Annotated in this window: 15 protein-coding genes; 5 read left to right on the top strand and 10 right to left on the bottom strand. The window is 70.2% G+C overall.

The window, feature by feature from the left end:
• Window positions 1-62 precede the first annotated feature (62 nt).
• On the bottom strand, window positions 63-611 hold the full coding sequence (locus AC2CHE_RS10970) for a hypothetical protein (protein WP_484504798.1): 549 nt from the start codon (window positions 609-611) through the stop codon (window positions 63-65).
• 120 nt (window positions 612-731) lie between these two features.
• Here AC2CHE_RS10970 and AC2CHE_RS10965 point away from each other — a divergent pair, with 120 nt between their 5' ends.
• Complete coding sequence (locus AC2CHE_RS10965) at window positions 732-1,985, top strand: MalY/PatB family protein (RefSeq protein WP_484504797.1); 1,254 nt, start codon at window positions 732-734, stop codon at window positions 1,983-1,985.
• A gap of 15 nt (window positions 1,986-2,000) precedes the next feature.
• Here AC2CHE_RS10965 and AC2CHE_RS10960 read toward each other — a convergent pair whose 3' ends face one another.
• Window positions 2,001-2,498, bottom strand: coding sequence for an SRPBCC family protein (locus AC2CHE_RS10960; RefSeq protein ID WP_484504796.1), 498 nt, complete (start codon window positions 2,496-2,498; stop codon window positions 2,001-2,003).
• Between the two features lie 25 nt (window positions 2,499-2,523).
• Here AC2CHE_RS10960 and AC2CHE_RS10955 point away from each other — a divergent pair, with 25 nt between their 5' ends.
• On the top strand, window positions 2,524-2,883 hold the full coding sequence (locus AC2CHE_RS10955) for an ArsR/SmtB family transcription factor (RefSeq protein WP_484504795.1): 360 nt from the start codon (window positions 2,524-2,526) through the stop codon (window positions 2,881-2,883).
• Window positions 2,884-3,153: 270 nt separating this feature from the next.
• Here AC2CHE_RS10955 and AC2CHE_RS10950 read toward each other — a convergent pair whose 3' ends face one another.
• The gene (locus AC2CHE_RS10950) at window positions 3,154-3,543 is read right to left on the bottom strand and encodes a nuclear transport factor 2 family protein (RefSeq protein WP_484504794.1); all 390 of its coding nucleotides are present in this window, start codon (window positions 3,541-3,543) and stop codon (window positions 3,154-3,156) included.
• A gap of 80 nt (window positions 3,544-3,623) precedes the next feature.
• On the opposite strand from AC2CHE_RS10950, the gene AC2CHE_RS10945 reads away from it, so the two are divergent.
• Window positions 3,624-4,391 carry a helix-turn-helix domain-containing protein gene (locus AC2CHE_RS10945; protein WP_484504793.1) on the top strand — a complete coding sequence of 256 codons (768 nt, stop codon included), beginning with the start codon at window positions 3,624-3,626 and terminating at the stop codon, window positions 4,389-4,391.
• Window positions 4,392-4,469: 78 nt separating this feature from the next.
• Here AC2CHE_RS10945 and AC2CHE_RS10940 read toward each other — a convergent pair whose 3' ends face one another.
• Both AC2CHE_RS10940 and AC2CHE_RS10935 read right to left on the bottom strand, forming a co-directional pair.
• Window positions 4,470-5,588 (bottom strand): Gfo/Idh/MocA family protein, encoded by a 1,119-nt coding sequence (locus AC2CHE_RS10940; RefSeq protein ID WP_484504792.1) that lies wholly within the window; start codon window positions 5,586-5,588, stop codon window positions 4,470-4,472.
• Entirely contained in the window at window positions 5,558-6,268 is a 711-nt protein-coding gene (locus AC2CHE_RS10935; RefSeq protein WP_484504791.1) for a ThuA domain-containing protein, read from the bottom strand. Before AC2CHE_RS10935 ends, AC2CHE_RS10940 begins: the two co-directional genes overlap by 31 nt.
• A 305-nt stretch (window positions 6,269-6,573) precedes the next feature.
• Between AC2CHE_RS10935 and AC2CHE_RS10930 the strand changes: the two genes are divergently transcribed.
• Window positions 6,574-7,377, top strand: a complete 804-nt coding sequence (locus AC2CHE_RS10930; protein ID WP_484504790.1) for a hypothetical protein — start codon at window positions 6,574-6,576, stop codon at window positions 7,375-7,377.
• On the opposite strand, the gene AC2CHE_RS10925 is transcribed toward AC2CHE_RS10930, so the two are convergent.
• Window positions 7,324-7,578, bottom strand: coding sequence for a GNAT family N-acetyltransferase (locus AC2CHE_RS10925; RefSeq protein WP_484504789.1), 255 nt, complete (start codon window positions 7,576-7,578; stop codon window positions 7,324-7,326). The two genes, AC2CHE_RS10930 and AC2CHE_RS10925, sit on opposite strands and share 54 nt — an antisense overlap.
• A gap of 56 nt (window positions 7,579-7,634) precedes the next feature.
• Window positions 7,635-8,930: an MFS transporter gene (locus AC2CHE_RS10920; RefSeq protein ID WP_484504788.1), complete on the bottom strand. Its 1,296-nt coding sequence runs from the start codon at window positions 8,928-8,930 to the stop codon at window positions 7,635-7,637.
• A gap of 49 nt (window positions 8,931-8,979) precedes the next feature.
• Between AC2CHE_RS10920 and AC2CHE_RS10915 the strand changes: the two genes are divergently transcribed.
• The gene (locus AC2CHE_RS10915) at window positions 8,980-12,012 is read left to right on the top strand and encodes an AAA family ATPase (protein ID WP_484504787.1); all 3,033 of its coding nucleotides are present in this window, start codon (window positions 8,980-8,982) and stop codon (window positions 12,010-12,012) included.
• 3 nt (window positions 12,013-12,015) lie between these two features.
• Here AC2CHE_RS10915 and AC2CHE_RS10910 read toward each other — a convergent pair whose 3' ends face one another.
• The 3 genes from AC2CHE_RS10910 to AC2CHE_RS10900 are packed head-to-tail and all read right to left on the bottom strand — an operon-like array spanning window position 12,016 to window position 15,712.
• A complete protein-coding gene (locus AC2CHE_RS10910) occupies window positions 12,016-13,374 on the bottom strand; it encodes a ferredoxin reductase family protein (protein WP_484504786.1) in 1,359 nt (452 codons plus the stop codon).
• Between the two features lie 56 nt (window positions 13,375-13,430).
• On the bottom strand, window positions 13,431-14,708 hold the full coding sequence (locus AC2CHE_RS10905; RefSeq protein WP_484504785.1) for a hypothetical protein: 1,278 nt from the start codon (window positions 14,706-14,708) through the stop codon (window positions 13,431-13,433).
• Window positions 14,705-15,712: a hypothetical protein gene (locus AC2CHE_RS10900; protein WP_484504784.1), complete on the bottom strand. Its 1,008-nt coding sequence runs from the start codon at window positions 15,710-15,712 to the stop codon at window positions 14,705-14,707. Before AC2CHE_RS10900 ends, AC2CHE_RS10905 begins: the two co-directional genes overlap by 4 nt.
• Window positions 15,713-15,797: the final 85 nt, after the last annotated feature.

The following is a 15,797-nucleotide window of genomic DNA, read 5'->3' as shown; positions in this document are numbered from 1 at the left end:
GTTCAGCGCCATCCTCGACCAGCCCGCCTGAGCCGCACCCGGCCCGCGCGCCGGGCCGGCGGTCACCGTTGGGCCGGGGCTCCGGTGGGTGGGGTGGTTGGCAGGTTGAGCCTGCTCACCAGCAGTTCGGCCTGGGCCACCGACCCGCCGCCGACCCCGAGTCCGCCACGCGCGGCACGGTAGAACGCGTCGCGTGCCTCGTTGGCGCGGTGCAGCAACGTGGACCGGTCGGCATCGGCCTGCCCGTCCCGGGCCAGCCGCTCGACCTCCCAGACGGTGTCCCGCCACGCCCGCGCCGCCGTCACCGTCGGCGCGTCGCCGAGCAGTAGCGTGTTCTCCCAGGCCAGGGTGTGCCGGAAGTCGGCCTCCGCGAGCGCGGCGAGCGCCGCGTCCCGGTCGACGTGACCGCCGGTCAGCCGGCTGGCGATGGTGTGTGCCTCCTTGAGCGCACGGGCGAATTCGGCGTACGCGTCGAGTCGGCGCTCGTCCCAGCGCACCGTCTGGTTGCGTCGCCACCGCGACCGGTCGGCCAGCGAGGTGGCGACGATCGTGCCGACCGTGCCGATCAGCACACCGAGTAGTGCGGGTAGCTGCGCAGCGATACCGTCCATGGCCGGACAGCCTGGCAGCAGCCGACGGCCTTCGTCCACCGTCGACAATCGAGCTGCGATGGGTACGATGCGATGATCTAGGCCCTTTCCAGACGACGACCAGTCCGACAGGAGCGCGGCATGGCCAGCTCAGTGGCCCGCGAGGCTCGACCGACCGTGCCGATGGTGAATCCGCTGACCCAGCTTTCCCTCGCCGAACTGCGCCGCCGCACCAGCGTCAAGTGGCGCCAGTACGCCGATGACGTGCTGCCCCTGTGGGTGGCCGAGATGGACGTGCCGTTGGCCGCGCCGGTCGCCGAGGCGCTGCACGACGCGGTCGGGCGTGGTGACACCGGATATGCCTACGGCACGGGGTACGCCGAGGCGCTCGCCGACTTCGCGGCCCGCCGGTGGGGCTGGTCCGACCTGGCGGTCGACCGCACCGCCCTGGTCCCGGACGTGATGCTCGGCATCGTCGAGGTGCTCCGGCTGCTGACCGCTCCCGGCGACGCGGTCGTGGTCTGCGCACCGGTCTACCCGCCGTTCTACGCCTTCGTCAGCCACGCCGACCGGCAGGTGATCGAGGCACCGCTCGGCGCGGACCAGCGGATGGACCTGGCGACGCTGGGCGAGGCGTTCCGCCGGGCCCGCGCGGGCGGCCGCCGGGCGGTGTTCCTGCTCTGCAACCCGCACAACCCGACAGGTGTCGTGCACCGGCGTGCCGAACTCGAAGCGGTCGCCGACCTTGCCGGCCGGTACGGGGTACGGGTGGTCTCCGACGAGATCCACGCCCCGCTGGTGCTGCCCGGGGCGCGGTTCGTTCCGTACCTCACGGTGTCCGGCACCGAGGACGCCCTGGCCGTGCTGTCCGCCTCCAAGGCGTGGAACCTGGCCGGGCTGAAGTCGGCGCTGGTGGTGGCGGGCCGGCACGCGGTCGCCGATCTGCGGCGGATGCCGGAGGAGGTCTGCCACGGGCCGAGTCACCTGGGCGTCGTCGCGCACACCGCCGCCTTCCGCGACGGCGGTGAATGGCTGGACCGCCTGCTGGCCGGTCTCGACCGCAACCGCGAACTGCTGGGGGTGTTGCTGGCCCGGCATGCGCCGGCCATCCGGTACCACCGCCCCGAGGGCACCTACCTCGCCTGGTTGGACTGCACCGCCCTCCGCATCGACAGCGTCCCGGTCGGCGACGAGCCGGGCGTGGTGACCGACATCGGCGGGCCGGCGAGGCTGTTCCTCGACCGTGCACGGGTCGCCCTCAGCTCCGGGCACGTCTTCGGCACCGGCGGTGCCGGCTTCGTACGGCTCAACTTCGCCACGTCGCCGGAGATCCTGACCGAGGCGGTGACCCGGATGGGACACGCCGTCACCGAACACCACACGTCGCACGCCTGACCGACCCGGAACGGGTCAGACGAAGAACCCTTCACGCAGGTTGATGCCGTGTTCCAGCCACGCCTTCATACAGCAGAGCATGTTGGTCCAGCCCTCACAGTTGCCGTACGAGGCCGCCTGGCCCTCGGGGGTGGGCCGCCACCCCTGCTCGGCGATGGTGACCAGGGTCCGATCGTCATCGAGTGACTCGAACTCCATGGTGACGGTGGTGAAGTAGGAGGCACCGGCGACCGGTGCGTCGTTTGTGGACTGGGCGCCATCGGCCGCCTCCCAGCGCAGCACGATCCGCCGGTCCTGTTCGACCTCGACCACCTCGACCGGGAAGGCCCCGGGGAAGTCGGCGAAATCCCAGCTGACGGTGGCGCCGGTGACCAGTCTGCCCTTCGCGCCACCGGTGGTGAAGTACCGGGAGAGCTGGTCGGGATCGACCACCGCCTCGAACACCTCGTGCAGCGGACGGCTGATCCGCCCGGCGATCTTGAATCGCAGGTCCATGGCGGTCCCCTCTCGCATCGTCAACACGTTATAGTTTTATAACATGTCGAGCCTTCGTGGCGGACGCGTCAGCCCGGAACAGGTCGACGAGGACCGCGTTTTCAAAGCGCTGGCGTCGTCGACCCGGCGGCAGATCCTCGACGCGCTCAAGGACCAGGCCCGGACCACCGGTGACCTCTGCGAACGGTTCCCGCACCTGGACCGCTGCACGGTCATGCAGCACCTGCGGGTGCTGGAGGCGGCCGGGCTGGTCATCGCCCAGCGCAAGGGCCGCGAGCGGTGGAACCATCTCGACCCGCTACCGATCAAGCACATCCACGACCGGTGGATCGGCGAGTACGCCAGCGCCGCGGTGGGCATGCTGGCCACCCTCAAGAGCGACCTCGAAAGTCGTACGCCGTAGTCGCGGCAGCGGTCGGCGACGCGGAGCCGACGGTCCCTCTGGGCACCCGCACACCGGCGAATGTGTGGCCACCCGTGCCGTCTGACCGCCAGAGTCGAGCGGGCCGCCCGAACCGGCAGCCGCCAGTAGGGCCGACGGTCGACCGGAGGCGACGGCGACCGTCCATCGGCCGGGCAGCAGCAGCGAGGCGTCGCGATCCAGGGGCGGGCTCCTGGATCGCGACGTCGCGCCGCCCCTACCCGTTGAACCGCACGGTGCCGTCGGTGACGGTCAGCGCTGGGCCGGCTCCCACCACACCAGATTCGCGGCGACCTGGGCGACCGGCTCGATGATCTCCCACCCTTCGGTGATCAGCCCGTCGTCGATCCGCCAGATGTCGACGACCGCGATCTCCGGCCCGGCGTCCGGAAGCCAGCGCCGTGAGTACACCACGACGTGATCACCGTCGGCCAGCACCTGGTGAATCTGGACCTGCATACCGGCGAGCGGCACCAGCGCGGCACGGACGGCCGCGAGCCATTCCCCCTTGGTCGAGGTGGTCGAACCCGGCCGGTGGTGCACGAAGTCGTCACTCAGCGACTGCGCGAGCGCATCGAGGTCACCCGTCTCGATCAGCCCTGCCAGCGCCCGTTGGACGATGGTCTTGTTCTGCGTGGTCATGGACGCAGTGTTTCCACATCCGCGACGTCTGTCGATGACATCGGATTTCATGGCGCCCGGCCCATCGATGGGTACGCTCCATGATCGTGCACACGGTCGGAGAACTCCTACGGCAGTGGCGACAACGCCGGGGACTCAGCCAACTCGATCTCGCTATCGCCACCGACGTCTCGGCCCGTCACGTCAGCCTGGTCGAGACGGGCAAGTCCAGACCGAGCGCGGACATGATCCTCCGGCTCGCCGCTCAACTCCACGTGCCGCTGCGCGATCGCAATCGGCTCCTGCTCGCCGGCGGCTTCGCACCCCGCTACACCGAACGTCCACTCGACGACAATGCGCTGACGGCCGCCCACGACGCGATCCGCCGGGTGCTCCACGCCCACGAGCCGTACCCAGCGGTGGTCTTCGACCGCCGATGGAACATCGTGATGACCAACCGCGCCGTCGACCCGTTCTTCGCACAGGTAGCCCCCGACCTGCTGCGACCACCGGTCAGCCTGGTACGGCTGGGACTGCATCCACGCGGGCTCGCCCGCCTGGTCGTCAACCTCGCCGACGTACGCGCGGCGTTCCGCACCCGGATCGCACGCCAACTCGCCACCGCTCCCGACCCTGACCTCACCGCACTCTACGAAGAACTCCTGGCGCCCGAACCCGACGACACGTCAGACCAACGGATCGACGCCGACGTCGTGCTCCCGATGATCCTCAACGTCGACGGACGAGAACTGCGGCTGTTCTCCACCATCACCACATTCGGCACCCCGATGGACATCACCATCGACGAGATCGCGATCGAGTCCTACTACCCCGCAGACGCGGAGAGCGCCACCTACTTCACCGAGTAGCGGGCAGGCGGCGGCAGGCGGCTTACGCACCCGCCGCCTGCCGCGTCGCCAGGGCAGACGCTCAGGGTGCCGGCGTACTCAACCCTCGGACGCGACGGCGGACAGCCAGTCCTCGACCGGGGTGAGCGGGACGGCAGGGGGGCGTTCGACCGCCGTCGTCAGCTCGATCCGCCGGCCCTCGGCGGCCGACCGGAGCAGGCTGCTCATGATGTCGAGTACGTGCAGCCCCACGTCGCCGCTGGCCCGTGGTGGACGCGTCTCGTCGGCCCGGACCAGGTCGATCAGGCCGACTCCCCGGGCGGCGGCGACGTAGCCGGCCTGCGGTTCAAGGGTGCGCCACTCGGAGCCGCCGAGCGCGAGGTGGCGGACCTCGCCGTCGAAGTTGTTCGGATCGGGCACGGCGAGGGTGCCCTCCTCCCCCTGTACCTCGATCGGCACGGCCGTCGTGGCGACACCGTCGAAGGTGGTCGTGAGAGTGCTCAGGGCACCATTCGCGTGTTCCAGCACACCGCTCACGTGGGTCGGGACCTCCACCGGGATCCGCTGCCCGAGGCGGGGTCCCGAGCCGATGACCCGGGTGTCCCGCAGCCGGCTCGCCGCTCCGATGACCGCGCGGACCGGCCCGAGCAGGTGGACCAGAGCGGAGAGGTAGTACGGCCCCATGTCCATGAGTGGGCCGCCGCCCGGGGCGTAGTAGAAGTCGGGGTTGGGGTGCCAGCGCTCGTGTCCCGGGGTGACCATGACGGCCGACGCGGAGAACGGGCGTCCGATCAGGCCACCGTCGATGGCCGCTCGGGCGGTCTGCGTACCGGTGCCCAGAACGGTGTCCGGCGCGCATCCGACGCGGACGCCGGCCGACGCCGCCCGGTTCATCAGCGACAGGCCCTCCGGGAACGTGACGGTGAGCGGCTTCTCGACGTAGACGTGCCTGCCGGCGTCGAGCGCCGCGCACGAGATCTCGGCGTGCGCCGCCGGGATGGTCAGGTTGAGCACCGTTTCCACGTCGGGGTGGTGAAGCAGTCGCTCGACACTGACCGCCTCCGCGCCGGGAATCGTGGCGGCGGCTGCGTCGGCCCGGGCCGCGTCCAGGTCGGCCACCGCGACCACGCGCACGGTCGGATGGTCGGCCAGCGTGTTCAGGTACGCACGGGAGATGACCCCGAGACCTACGATGCCGACGCCGTGCGGGTCGCCCACACCATTCCCCTCTCGATGACGGTACGGACGCTCGGGTGCTCCAGCACGTCGAGGCTGTGCCCCGGAGTCGTCACCACGACCCGCCCAGCGCCCCAGCGTCGGGTCCAGATCGCCGGTGAGGTGACCGGCCGGTGCCACGGGTGCCACTCCCGGGTCGGGTGGGTGGTGGTGGCCAGGACGTCGATCAGGTCGTCGTGCAGTACCCAGTACTGCTCGGTGACCAGGTCGAAGTCCTCGATCCCGGCGGTGATCGGATGCTCCCGGCCGAGGTCGGTGATGGTGACCGCGTGGGGCAGGAAGTTGTCCGCCTCGCCGCCGGCACGGTCGCACGGCTGGACCCCCGGATGGGTGGCGAACTGGCCGCCCACCAGGTGCAGGTAGTCCGAACAGACGCGGAACGAGTCGACGATGCCGCCGTGCCAGCCGGTGAGACCCGTGCCGGCGACGACCGCCGCGGCCAGGCCCGCCACCTGCTCGGCGGTGATCTGCGACATCGTCATGCACTGCACGATGAGGTCGGTGTCGGCCAGCTCGGCGGCGTCGGCGTAGATCTCGGTCGACCCCTCCACCCGTACCGCGTATCCGCTGCGTTCGAGGAACGGGATGAACAACTCTGTCGCCTCGACCGGCCGGTGGCCCTCCCACCCGCCTCGGACCACAAGGGCTTTCCGCCGCGTCACACCCACTCCTTCCCGGCCGCCGCACCGGGCCACACCGCTGCCTCCCGGGTCGACACCTGCACATCCGACCGCCGCCAACCGTACCCGGGCCGACAGCCTGACTCAGCCCTTCACCCGAGGCACCGCAATCCGCACCTACCTGCCATGCACCGGAGTAATGGTTCCGCTCCCAGTCTGCGCCCGCTGTTCCCGGGTTCTCCGCCGCGGCCGAGGCGCTGTCCCACGGCGGGGTGGCCCGCGCTGGTCCGACTGGTACCGGCTCCGCGTCGTGCTCGATCGCGGCTGGCGCGGCGCACAATGAGACGATGAAGACGACCCGGGTCGCCCTCTACCGTTTCCGGCTTCCGCTGCCACGCGGCGACATGATTGTCCGCCGGCAGGGCAGGACGATGAGCATCCGATGGGACGACGAGCCGGTCGCGGTGTTGACCGTGGTGTGGGTCGATGACGAGTCCCGGCACCGCTACTTCGTCGACCGCGATCTGGCCGACCGGTTCGACCTACGCCCCGCCGAGCGGGACTGGCAGTTCCTGTGGGTGGACCTTGAACCGGCCACGGCCGCGCAGTGGCGGGCCGCGGCGGAGAACTACCTGACCCTGATCCAGGTTGCCGAGCGCGACCGGCACGCGGCCCGGGATCACCCACCGTGGTTCCGGCGCAAGGCCGCCGCCGAGCGTGCCCTGGCCCGGCACCGCACGGCGCTCGACGCCGCCGACAACGCCTACGCGCCGGTACGGGAAGCGGCCTCGCGAATGCTCGACGAGTGGTACGCCCCGATCGAGGCGCGGGAGCGAGCCATCGCGGCAATCATCGGCAAGCCGCTGTGGAGGTACGTGCGCAGGGGCGACATCGCTCATGTGCACGCGGCCGAGTCAGGCGGGTCGACCGCCGAACAGCTCATCTCGGCGATCACGCGGCAGAAGGGGATCACCGCCTTCCGGTGGGAGCCCGATGCCGTGGCGAAGGCCGTGGAGTTGCTCGGTGAAGACGGATTCGAGGTGTGGTGGCACCGGTTCGCCGGGAATTGGCAGTACCGGCTCCAGCAGAACGATGAATCACGGCGGGCCGGCGGCACCGGCCTCGCCGGCACCGGCGGCTTCGGAATCTAAGCGCGCGCCGTCCCCCGGATCCGCGTCGATAGCGGCACGGGCCAGCGCCGCACCCGCTCCCCTGCCCTCGTACGCCGGCGAGACCTCGGTGTGCACGAACGCCACGAGTTCCGCAGTGCGGATGTACTGCGCGAAACCCGCGACCGTCGACTCTCCCTCGACCCGAGCCTCGTACCGATTGGCCTCGGGGGCCTCGCTCACGTTCACAACCATGTGTCCTCCAGCTCGCTGTGCTGCGCATCGACGCCGCTCCGCGATCACCGGATGCTGCGGATGCGTAGTATCAGCAGCCCGGATGCCACAGCGCACAGGAATCCGAAGACGAACAGCGCCGGGTAACCGCCGAACCAGGTGATCAACGCACCGGCCACCGCTCCGGCCAGCAGCTGCGGCAAGCCGGTGGCCACCTGCAGGATGCCCAGGTCACGGCCCTCGCTGTCGGCATCGGGCAGGACCAGGGACATGACTGCCAGGTCGACTGCGAAGTAGGTGCCGATCGAGGCGCCCAGGCAGGCTGCGTAAATCAGCATTCCGGTCCAGGTGGGCATCGCCAGGGGGATGGTCATCGACGCGGCGACGCCGAGGGCACTCACCCCGACGACCATCTTCCGGCGATCCACCTTGTCGGCGATCCAGCCCGTGAGGCCAGCCACGACCACCCACACCAGGATGCTCAGCGTCAGCATGGTCGTCACCGCCGCCGCCACATTCTCGCCGGGCACGTTCTCGGAGCCGATGTAGTCCTGCAAGGTGTAGTAGAGGTAGCCGCTGACCACGTAGTAGGACGCGAAGAGCATGAACCGGCTGGCGAATGCCAGCCGAAAGTCGCGGGCGGCGAAGGCGGCGAAGAACGAGTGCAGCAGCTCGCCGAGACGCCTGCGCTCACGCACGACGAGCGGCAGGTCCCGCGCCGACCCCTCCCGGGCTCCGACCAACAGCAGCGCGGTGGTGACCAGCAGCACCCCGGCGATGACCGCATAGGCGGTCAGTTGGCTCACCCGGCTGGCGACCTGCACGCCCAGCACGACGCCGGCCGGGGTGCCCATCCCGATGACTCCGGCCGCCAGGCCACGACGGTCATCGGGAACCCGGTCGGGCAGGATCGCGGTGATCGCGCCGGAGTAGAGGTTCGCCGCGAACCACAACACCAGGGTGGTCGCGATCAGCCCCAGCAGGCTGTCGGCCAAGCCCATGAGGATGCAGGCGACAGCCGAGACCACTGCGGCCCCGGCGATCCAGGGCGTCCGACGACCGAACCGGGAACGCGTGCGGTCGGACAGCGCACCACCGAGGGGAATCGCCACCATCGTCGCGACGGCGGCAAGCGTATTGAGCAGGGCGAGGTTGCCGACCTTCGACGCCGGGTCCACCGCCTCGACCTGCGCCGGGAGGATGACCGCCGAGATGCCGTTGAAGAGCGCGTACATGGCCGCCGTGGCCGGAAAGAGCAGGACCAGCAGGCGGCCGACACGTGGTCGGGACGCCGATGCGTGCGGGGGGCGGCGTACGTCGGTCACGAGGTCTCCGGTCAGGTCGAGCGGAGTAAGGATCATGCCAGAATCGCCGGGCTGGCTTCGACAGCGTGGATGGTATCGTCCGCCTGTGGAAGGCGCTCCGTACCGTTTTGACGGGTTCGAGCTTGACACCTCGCTCTACGAACTGCGGCTCGCGGGCAAGCGTGTCCCGCTGGAGCCACGGGCCTTCGACGTCCTGCTGCACCTGATGAGGAATCGCGACCGAGTCGTCTCCAAGGAGGAGCTTCTCGACTCGGTCTGGGGCGACCGTTTCGTGACCGAAGCCGCGGTCACCACGGTGCTCCGGGCCGTCCGGCTGGCGATCGGCGACGCCGGCAAGGAACAGCGGCTGATCCGTACCGTCTATCGCCGGGGCTACCAGTTCATCGGGCCCGTCACCCAGACGCCGGCCAGCTCGGCGGCTGGAGATGCCGGGCCGCTACCCGCACGGTTGGCGATGTCGTCAGGTCTCGGATTTTCCGGACGGCAGCACGAACGTGCGGCACTCACGGACGCGTGGAAGGAGGTGCTCGCCTCGCGGCAGCGTCGGATGGTGCTGCTGAGCGGCGAGGCGGGGATAGGTAAGACGACGCTGTGTTCGGTGTTCGCGGCCTCGGTGCAGCACGAGGCGGTGGTGCTGTACGGGCGTTGCGACGAGGAGTTGTCGATTCCCTATCAACCCTGGCGGGAAGTGCTGACGAGTCTCGACCGCGATGCCCACGATGTCGTCGACGGCCGCCGCGACGCGCTCGCACCGCTGCTGGGCGGCGCGAGCGCGATGAACCTGGAATCGGATTCGGCCCGGTTCGCGCTCTACAACTCGGTCCTCGACATACTCGATGCCGTCTCGGTGCGCGGTCGACCGGCGCTCGTCGTGCTCGACGATCTGCACTGGGCGGACATGCAGACGCTCGCTCTGCTGCGGCACGTCGCCGAGCGGGCCCTGACGACGCCGGTCCTGGTGATCGCGACGTTGCGCGATTCCGACTTCGACGCCTCGCATCCGCTGAACGCGTTGCTGGCCGCCACCCATCGCGAGCCGGGGACCACCCGGCTGGCCCTGCGCGGTCTCGACAACAGCGAAATGCTCGGCCTGCTGGAGACGATCGCCGGCCACGAGATGGACCAGAACGGGCTCACGCTGCGGGATCTGTTGCGCGCCGAGACCGAGGGCAACCCGTTCTTCGTCACCGAGATTCTGCGTCATCTCGCCGAGACCGGGGCGATCAGCCGCCAGCAGGACGGTCGCTGGGCGACTCCGACACGGCTGCTGACCCGGGGCCTGCCCGTCAGCGTCCGGGAGGTCGTGGGCCGCCGCGTCCAGCGCCTCGGATCCGAAACGCGGCGAGCGTTGGACACCGCGTCGGTGCTCGGCCGGGACTTCGAACTCGATCTTCTCTCCGAACTGCTCGGCGAAGCTCCACTGCAAACATTCGAACGGCTGGCACCGGCGGTCGACAACGCTCTCGTCACCGACGCCGTCGGGCGATTCGCGTTCACGCACGCCATCGTCGCTCACACGCTGTACGCCGAGTTGAACCCCACCGCGCGGGCGTTCATCCATCAGTCGGTCGCGAAGGCGATGGAGCGACGGGTCGGCGATGACGCGGGCGAACGGGCGGCCGAGATCGCCCACCACTGGATCCATGCCGTCGCACCTGCGAACCGGGCCAAGGCAGCGGAATATTCACAGCAGGCGGGGGCCTACGCGCTGACTCACGTCGCGCCGGACGAGGCGGTCAACTGGTATCGCCACGCCCTTGGGCTCCTTCCCGCCGGTCCCACGGTGCAACGCGGTGAATGCCTCGTCGGTCTCGGCACCGCCCAGCGTCAATCCGGTGACCCCGCGCACCGTGAGACGCTGCTCGAAGCCGGTCGCCTCGCGATCGAACTCGACCACGACGGCCTTCTCGTCCGTGCCGCACTCGCCAACAACCGGGGCGACGTCAGCGGATTCGGGACGACAGACGACGACCGGGTCCAGATCCTGCGCCGTGCGATCGCCGCGCAGCCCGACCCGGCGGACGGCGCGCTGCTCCACGCGATTCTCGCCATCGAGATCCATGCCACCGCCGCCGAGGACCTGGAAGAGGCCGCCGCCCGCGCGGTGACGCTCGCCCACGAGGCCGGCGACGACCACGTCCTCGCGCACGTCGTGCGGCTCACCGAAAGCGCCCTGCGCACGCTGGACGCCCTTGATCGTCGTGAGCAGTTGTTGCAGGTGGGCATCACGGCCGCGGAGCGAACCGGTGACGCGCGGTTGCGCGGCATCCTCTCGATGTCCCACCACGAGATCGCGCTTGAGCGCGGCGACCGCGAGGCGATGAACCGGGAGAGGGACATCCGCCACGCATTCGCCCAGCGCAGTCCGGAACCCTTCGTCCGCTGGACCGACGCCCAGACGTCCTCGATGCACCATTTCCTGGACGGTGACCTGGCGGAAGCCGAGGCCGCCGCGAACGCCGCCCTCGAACTCGGCGTGGCGACCGGTCAGCCCGAGGCGTTCTTCGGTTACGCGGGCCAGCTCTTCCAGATCCGCCGGGCCCAGGACCGGCTGGCAGACGTGGCCGAGGCCATGGGGCAGGTCCTCCACCAGAACCCGACGCTGCAGGTCTTCCGGGCGGGCATGGCCTACGTGTGGTGCGAACTCGGCCGGGCAGCCGACGCCCGGGCGCTCACCGACTCCCTCGACGTCTCCGCAGGCGGCGCACCCCAGTTCTGGTCGACCTCCCTGATGCTGTGGGCCGAGGTCTGCCACCGGCTCGTCCTTCCCCTCCCCGCCTCCCGGCTCGTGCCACTGCTCGACGGCTGGCGCGACCGGGTCGCCAGCACCGGCGCCACCACCGAAGGTTCGATCGCCTACGGGCTCGGCCTCGCACTGGCCACCGTCGGGCACCGCGAGGAGGCGGCGGCCGCCTACGACCTCGCCCTGACCGTGAACCGGCGGCTGCGCTCCCCTCTGCTCGTCGCCCGCACCCAGATCGCCTATGCCGAACTGCTTGCCGGGACCGAACCCGACCGGGCGCACTCTCTCGTCACCGACGCGCAAGCAGCCGCCAGGCGTTTCGGGCTCGCATTCGTCGACCGTCGTGCCCGGCAACTGCTCGATCGCCCCCGCTGAGACTCACACCCCCAACCGGAACGCCTCGACATGCCGCTGGCGGGCCGGAACCCGCAGCGCGCGAAGGCTGCGCTGCACAGTGGTGGCCATCGCCGCCGGACCGCACAGATAGACGTCCCGCTCGGCGATGTCGGGGACCAGGCCGCGCAGGCTCTCCGGGCTGAACGGCTGGCTGCCGTCGGCGGTGCGACCGGTCAGCAGATGCAGGCGGGCGCCCCTGGCCTGTACGAGATTGCGCAGCTCACCGATCAGCACCGCGTCGGCGGCGGTGCGGGCCCGGTAGAGCACCACGACGTCTCCGGTCAGCTCCGGGTCCTCCAGCAACGCCCGGATCGGAGTGATGCCGATGCCGCCGGCGATCAGCAGGGTGTTCTCCCGGGTGCGGCTGGCGGTGGTGAGGGCACCGTACGGTCCTTCGGCGTAGACCCGGGTGCCCACCGGCAACTGCCGTAGTCCAGCGCTGGTGGAGCCGATCGCCTTCGCGGTCAGCCGCAGCGTGCGGCCGTCGGGTGCCGCCGACAGCGACCACGGGTTGACCTGCCACCAGGAGTTGTGCCCAGGGAAACGCCACCAGAAGAACTGGCCCGGACGGGCGCGCAGCCGGTCGAGGCGGTTGCCGGCAATGTAGACGGACACGGCGTTGTCGGTCTCCGGCACCACCGCGACGACCCGCAGCCGGTGCCGGACGTTGCGCACCAGCGGCACGAACAGGCGGTTGATCAGCAACGAACCGACCGCGAAGGCCCACAACCCCCACCAGTACGCCTTGGTGACGTCGCTGTTGGCGAACGAGGCGCCCTCGTAGATCTGGTGGATCACCGAGAGCACGATCACCACGTACACCACCAGGTGGATGGCGTGCCAGGTCTCGTAGGACATGCGCCGGCGGGCCATCCGTACCGAGGTGAACGCCATGACGCCGATCAGGACTGCGGCGATCATGCCGAGTAGTACCGGCATCTGCTTGGCCAGGTTCGGGATCTCGGCGAAGAACGAGATCCGGTCGAGCTGTGCGTAGCCGAGCATCACGAAGGTCGGATGCAGCACGACCAGCCAGAAGATCGCGAACCCGGTCCAGCGGTGCCAGTTGGTGAGTTTGTCCATGCCGATCCGTCGTTCCAGGAACGGCACCCGACCGATCAGCAGTAGTTGCAGTGCCACCACGAAACCCAGATGCAGGCCGAGGAAACGGCCGATCCCGGTCAGGGTGTTCGGCACCGGCCGGCTCGGGTGGGCGAACATGACCTGGAGGATCACCAGGTTGACCAGGAGAAAGATCCAGAGCAGCAGGTACGCGACCCGGGCCTGGCCGATGCGGCGCACCGGTGCTGCCGGGGCGGCGGTGAAGGTGGTCGTGGACATCGCGAGCCTTCCTGAAGTGGTCCTGTTCGGGCCGGCGTGAGATTTCGTTCGGTGGCCTAGCGGGACGGCGCGGTCGCCGTCACACCGATCTCCGGCAGGCGGACCTTTCCGTCCGCCTCAGCGTGCCAGCGCCACCGCGCGCCCGGAAGATCGCCGAGCACGATCGCGACCTGCCCGGTGCCGGGCCCACAGGCGGCGAGCAGATGCGCTGCCTCGTCGGCCGGCGGCGTCTCGGCGATCACCGCCAGGGCGGTGAGCGAGCGACGGCGGGCGGCAAGGCGCACCATCCCGTCGTCGGTCTCCTGGCCAGAGTCATTTATCCGCAGCTCAGTGACGGATCGCAGGCGTAGTGCGGACTGTGGCAGGCCGGGTGGCTGGCCGCCGAGTCCCGGCACCGACAGCACCGGCAGATCCGGACGGAAGCGGGTCAGGTCGGCCATGAGGTTGGCCAGGACGTCGATGGCGACCCCGGCCGATCCACCGATCGCCAGCACTCCGTCGAGCCAGGTGAGATCCACGAACAGGGTTCCGTTGTCGTCTCCGCCAACCCGCACCAGGCACGGCGTGACCGCGTCACCCCGGGTGGGCCGTCCGGCGGCGGCGTCGGCGGGGCGCGTCCACACACCGTCGGCCTCGGCCAGCCAGGGCGTTCGCGGGGTGTGGTCGGCGGTGACCCAGGCGGTCACCGCGCCAGTGTCCACGCGCAGAGCGTACGCCTCGACCTGATCGGCGGTCAGTTCGGCGGACGCCTGCCAGGCCAGCGCGGGACGATTCTGGTCGGCGGTGAACTCGGCGGACAGCTGCGCGCGCGTACGCATTCGTTCCTGGATCTGGCGGTGCCAACGGGCGTTGTCGGCGTAGGCGCGGCGACGTCGGCGAAGCCAAGAGACGAGCCGGCGGCGGAAGATCACCAGGAGGCTGAGCAGGGCCAGGATCACCGCCCCGAGCAGCGCGGCGGCGACCTTCCAGGTGAGCAACGGCGTGCTGTCGGCGGCCGCGGTGGAGCCGATCCGGCCGAGCCGGACGTCGGGCCCCGTCGCATCGGCCGGCAGCAACAGAACCCATCCAGGGCGTACCTCGCCGGAGTCGGTGAGGGTGCCGCCGTCGCTCTGCGGGCGGGACCGGTTCAGGTCGAGAATCTCGGCGGCGCGGGCCGGGTCGCCGAGCGTTCGCTGGGCGATCTGTGCCAGGGAGTCGGCGCGCCCGCCGTTCTCTCCGGGGCTTCGCACCACGGCGACCTTGACCACCTCGTCGGGGGCTGCCGAGACGGCTGCCGGTACGGCCAGGACGGCGGTGAGCGCCGCGAGCAGCAGCAGGACGGCACGGCGGATCATCGGGCCGCCGTCCAGCCCTGGGTGGCGGCGCTGGTGATGATCGTGTCGGTGCTCTTGTCGGCGACGTTGCGGTAGAGCGGCGATCCGTCCAACGTCACCTGTTTGGTCCCATCCTTGCGGCTCAGCCACCAGACCCGGCCGTCGTCGATGCCCTTGAGCTCGACCTTGCCGCCGTTCCTGGCGACCACGGGTTGCCACAGTGCGGCGCACGCGTCCGTGCAGTTGCTGGCCGGCGGTTCGGTGTCGTCCCCGTCGAAGCGGTAGATCGTCGCGCCGTCGTCGTCGACGACGATCGGGCCGTCCCTGCCTTCCTTCGCGGTCAGCGTGCTGGTGCGGTCCGGTTTCGCGGCCTTCAGCTCCGCCGTCGTGATCAGTGCGTCGATGGCCTCTCCGTCGGACCCGAAGGCGAACCAGGCGTTGTCTACGCCCTGTCCATTCAGGTCGCCGGGCACCGTGTCGCCGCCGAAGCGGTAGGCCGGCCGGCCGACGATGGTGACCTGCACGCCACCATCGGGCCGCCGGATCGCACCGATGTCGTCGGTCTGCAATCCGTCGACGAAGACCCGGCCCCCGGGCTGGACCAGTACCGGTGGCCAGCTCTCGGCGCACGTGCCGGTGCAGGCCGAGGCGGGCGGCTCGGCCGGGTCCCGGGCGAAGCTGTAGAGGGTGAACCCGGTTACGTCCGTCACCGTTTCCCCGATGGTGGCCTTGTTGGTGGAGAGCTGGACCCACTTGGCCGGGGCCTGCGGGCTGGGCGCCGTCGGGTCAGGCGCCGGAGGCGTCGTGCCGGCCGCCGGAGATGCTGGGCTGGCGGCAACGGCATTGTCGCCGCGGCCGTCGCCGGTCAGGCCGGCGCTGGAGGCCGGTGCGTCCACCAGCTTGATCTCACCACCGGCGAGAACGGGCGCCGCCGCCGGATCGGCGGCTTCGTTCCCGGCGCAGCCCGCCAGGAGCAGGGCCGCGGCAAGTGGGGCGGCCAGAGTGCGGACCGGGGTGCGGGACACGATGACACCTCCGTTTCGATCGGGCTCGACAGGTGCGGTCTTCACGACCGGGACACCGATCCGGTTCGAGGCTTGTGTTCCAGGT

The organism is Micromonospora sp. ATLC16, assembly GCF_057196645.1.
Note: the sequence above shows the minus strand (reverse complement) of the source record. Positions and strands in the feature narration are given on the sequence as shown.

Bases quoted from the DNA above. Each gene is read 5' to 3' on its own strand.
- AC2CHE_RS10910 (WP_484504786.1), bottom strand. From the start codon at position 13,374: ATGTCCACGACCACCTTCACCGCCGCCCCGGCAGCACCGGTGCGCCGC.
- AC2CHE_RS10920 (WP_484504788.1), bottom strand. From the start codon at position 8,930: ATGATCCTTACTCCGCTCGACCTGACCGGAGACCTCGTGACCGACGTA.
- AC2CHE_RS10950 (WP_484504794.1), bottom strand. From the start codon at position 3,543: ATGACCACGCAGAACAAGACCATCGTCCAACGGGCGCTGGCAGGGCTG.
- AC2CHE_RS10930 (WP_484504790.1), top strand. From the start codon at position 6,574: ATGAAGACGACCCGGGTCGCCCTCTACCGTTTCCGGCTTCCGCTGCCA.
- AC2CHE_RS10965 (WP_484504797.1), top strand. From the start codon at position 732: ATGGCCAGCTCAGTGGCCCGCGAGGCTCGACCGACCGTGCCGATGGTG.
- AC2CHE_RS10905 (WP_484504785.1), bottom strand. From the start codon at position 14,708: ATGATCCGCCGTGCCGTCCTGCTGCTGCTCGCGGCGCTCACCGCCGTC.
- AC2CHE_RS10945 (WP_484504793.1), top strand. From the start codon at position 3,624: ATGATCGTGCACACGGTCGGAGAACTCCTACGGCAGTGGCGACAACGC.
- AC2CHE_RS10960 (WP_484504796.1), bottom strand. From the start codon at position 2,498: ATGCGAGAGGGGACCGCCATGGACCTGCGATTCAAGATCGCCGGGCGG.
- AC2CHE_RS10970 (WP_484504798.1), bottom strand. From the start codon at position 611: ATGGACGGTATCGCTGCGCAGCTACCCGCACTACTCGGTGTGCTGATC.
- AC2CHE_RS10955 (WP_484504795.1), top strand. From the start codon at position 2,524: ATGTCGAGCCTTCGTGGCGGACGCGTCAGCCCGGAACAGGTCGACGAG.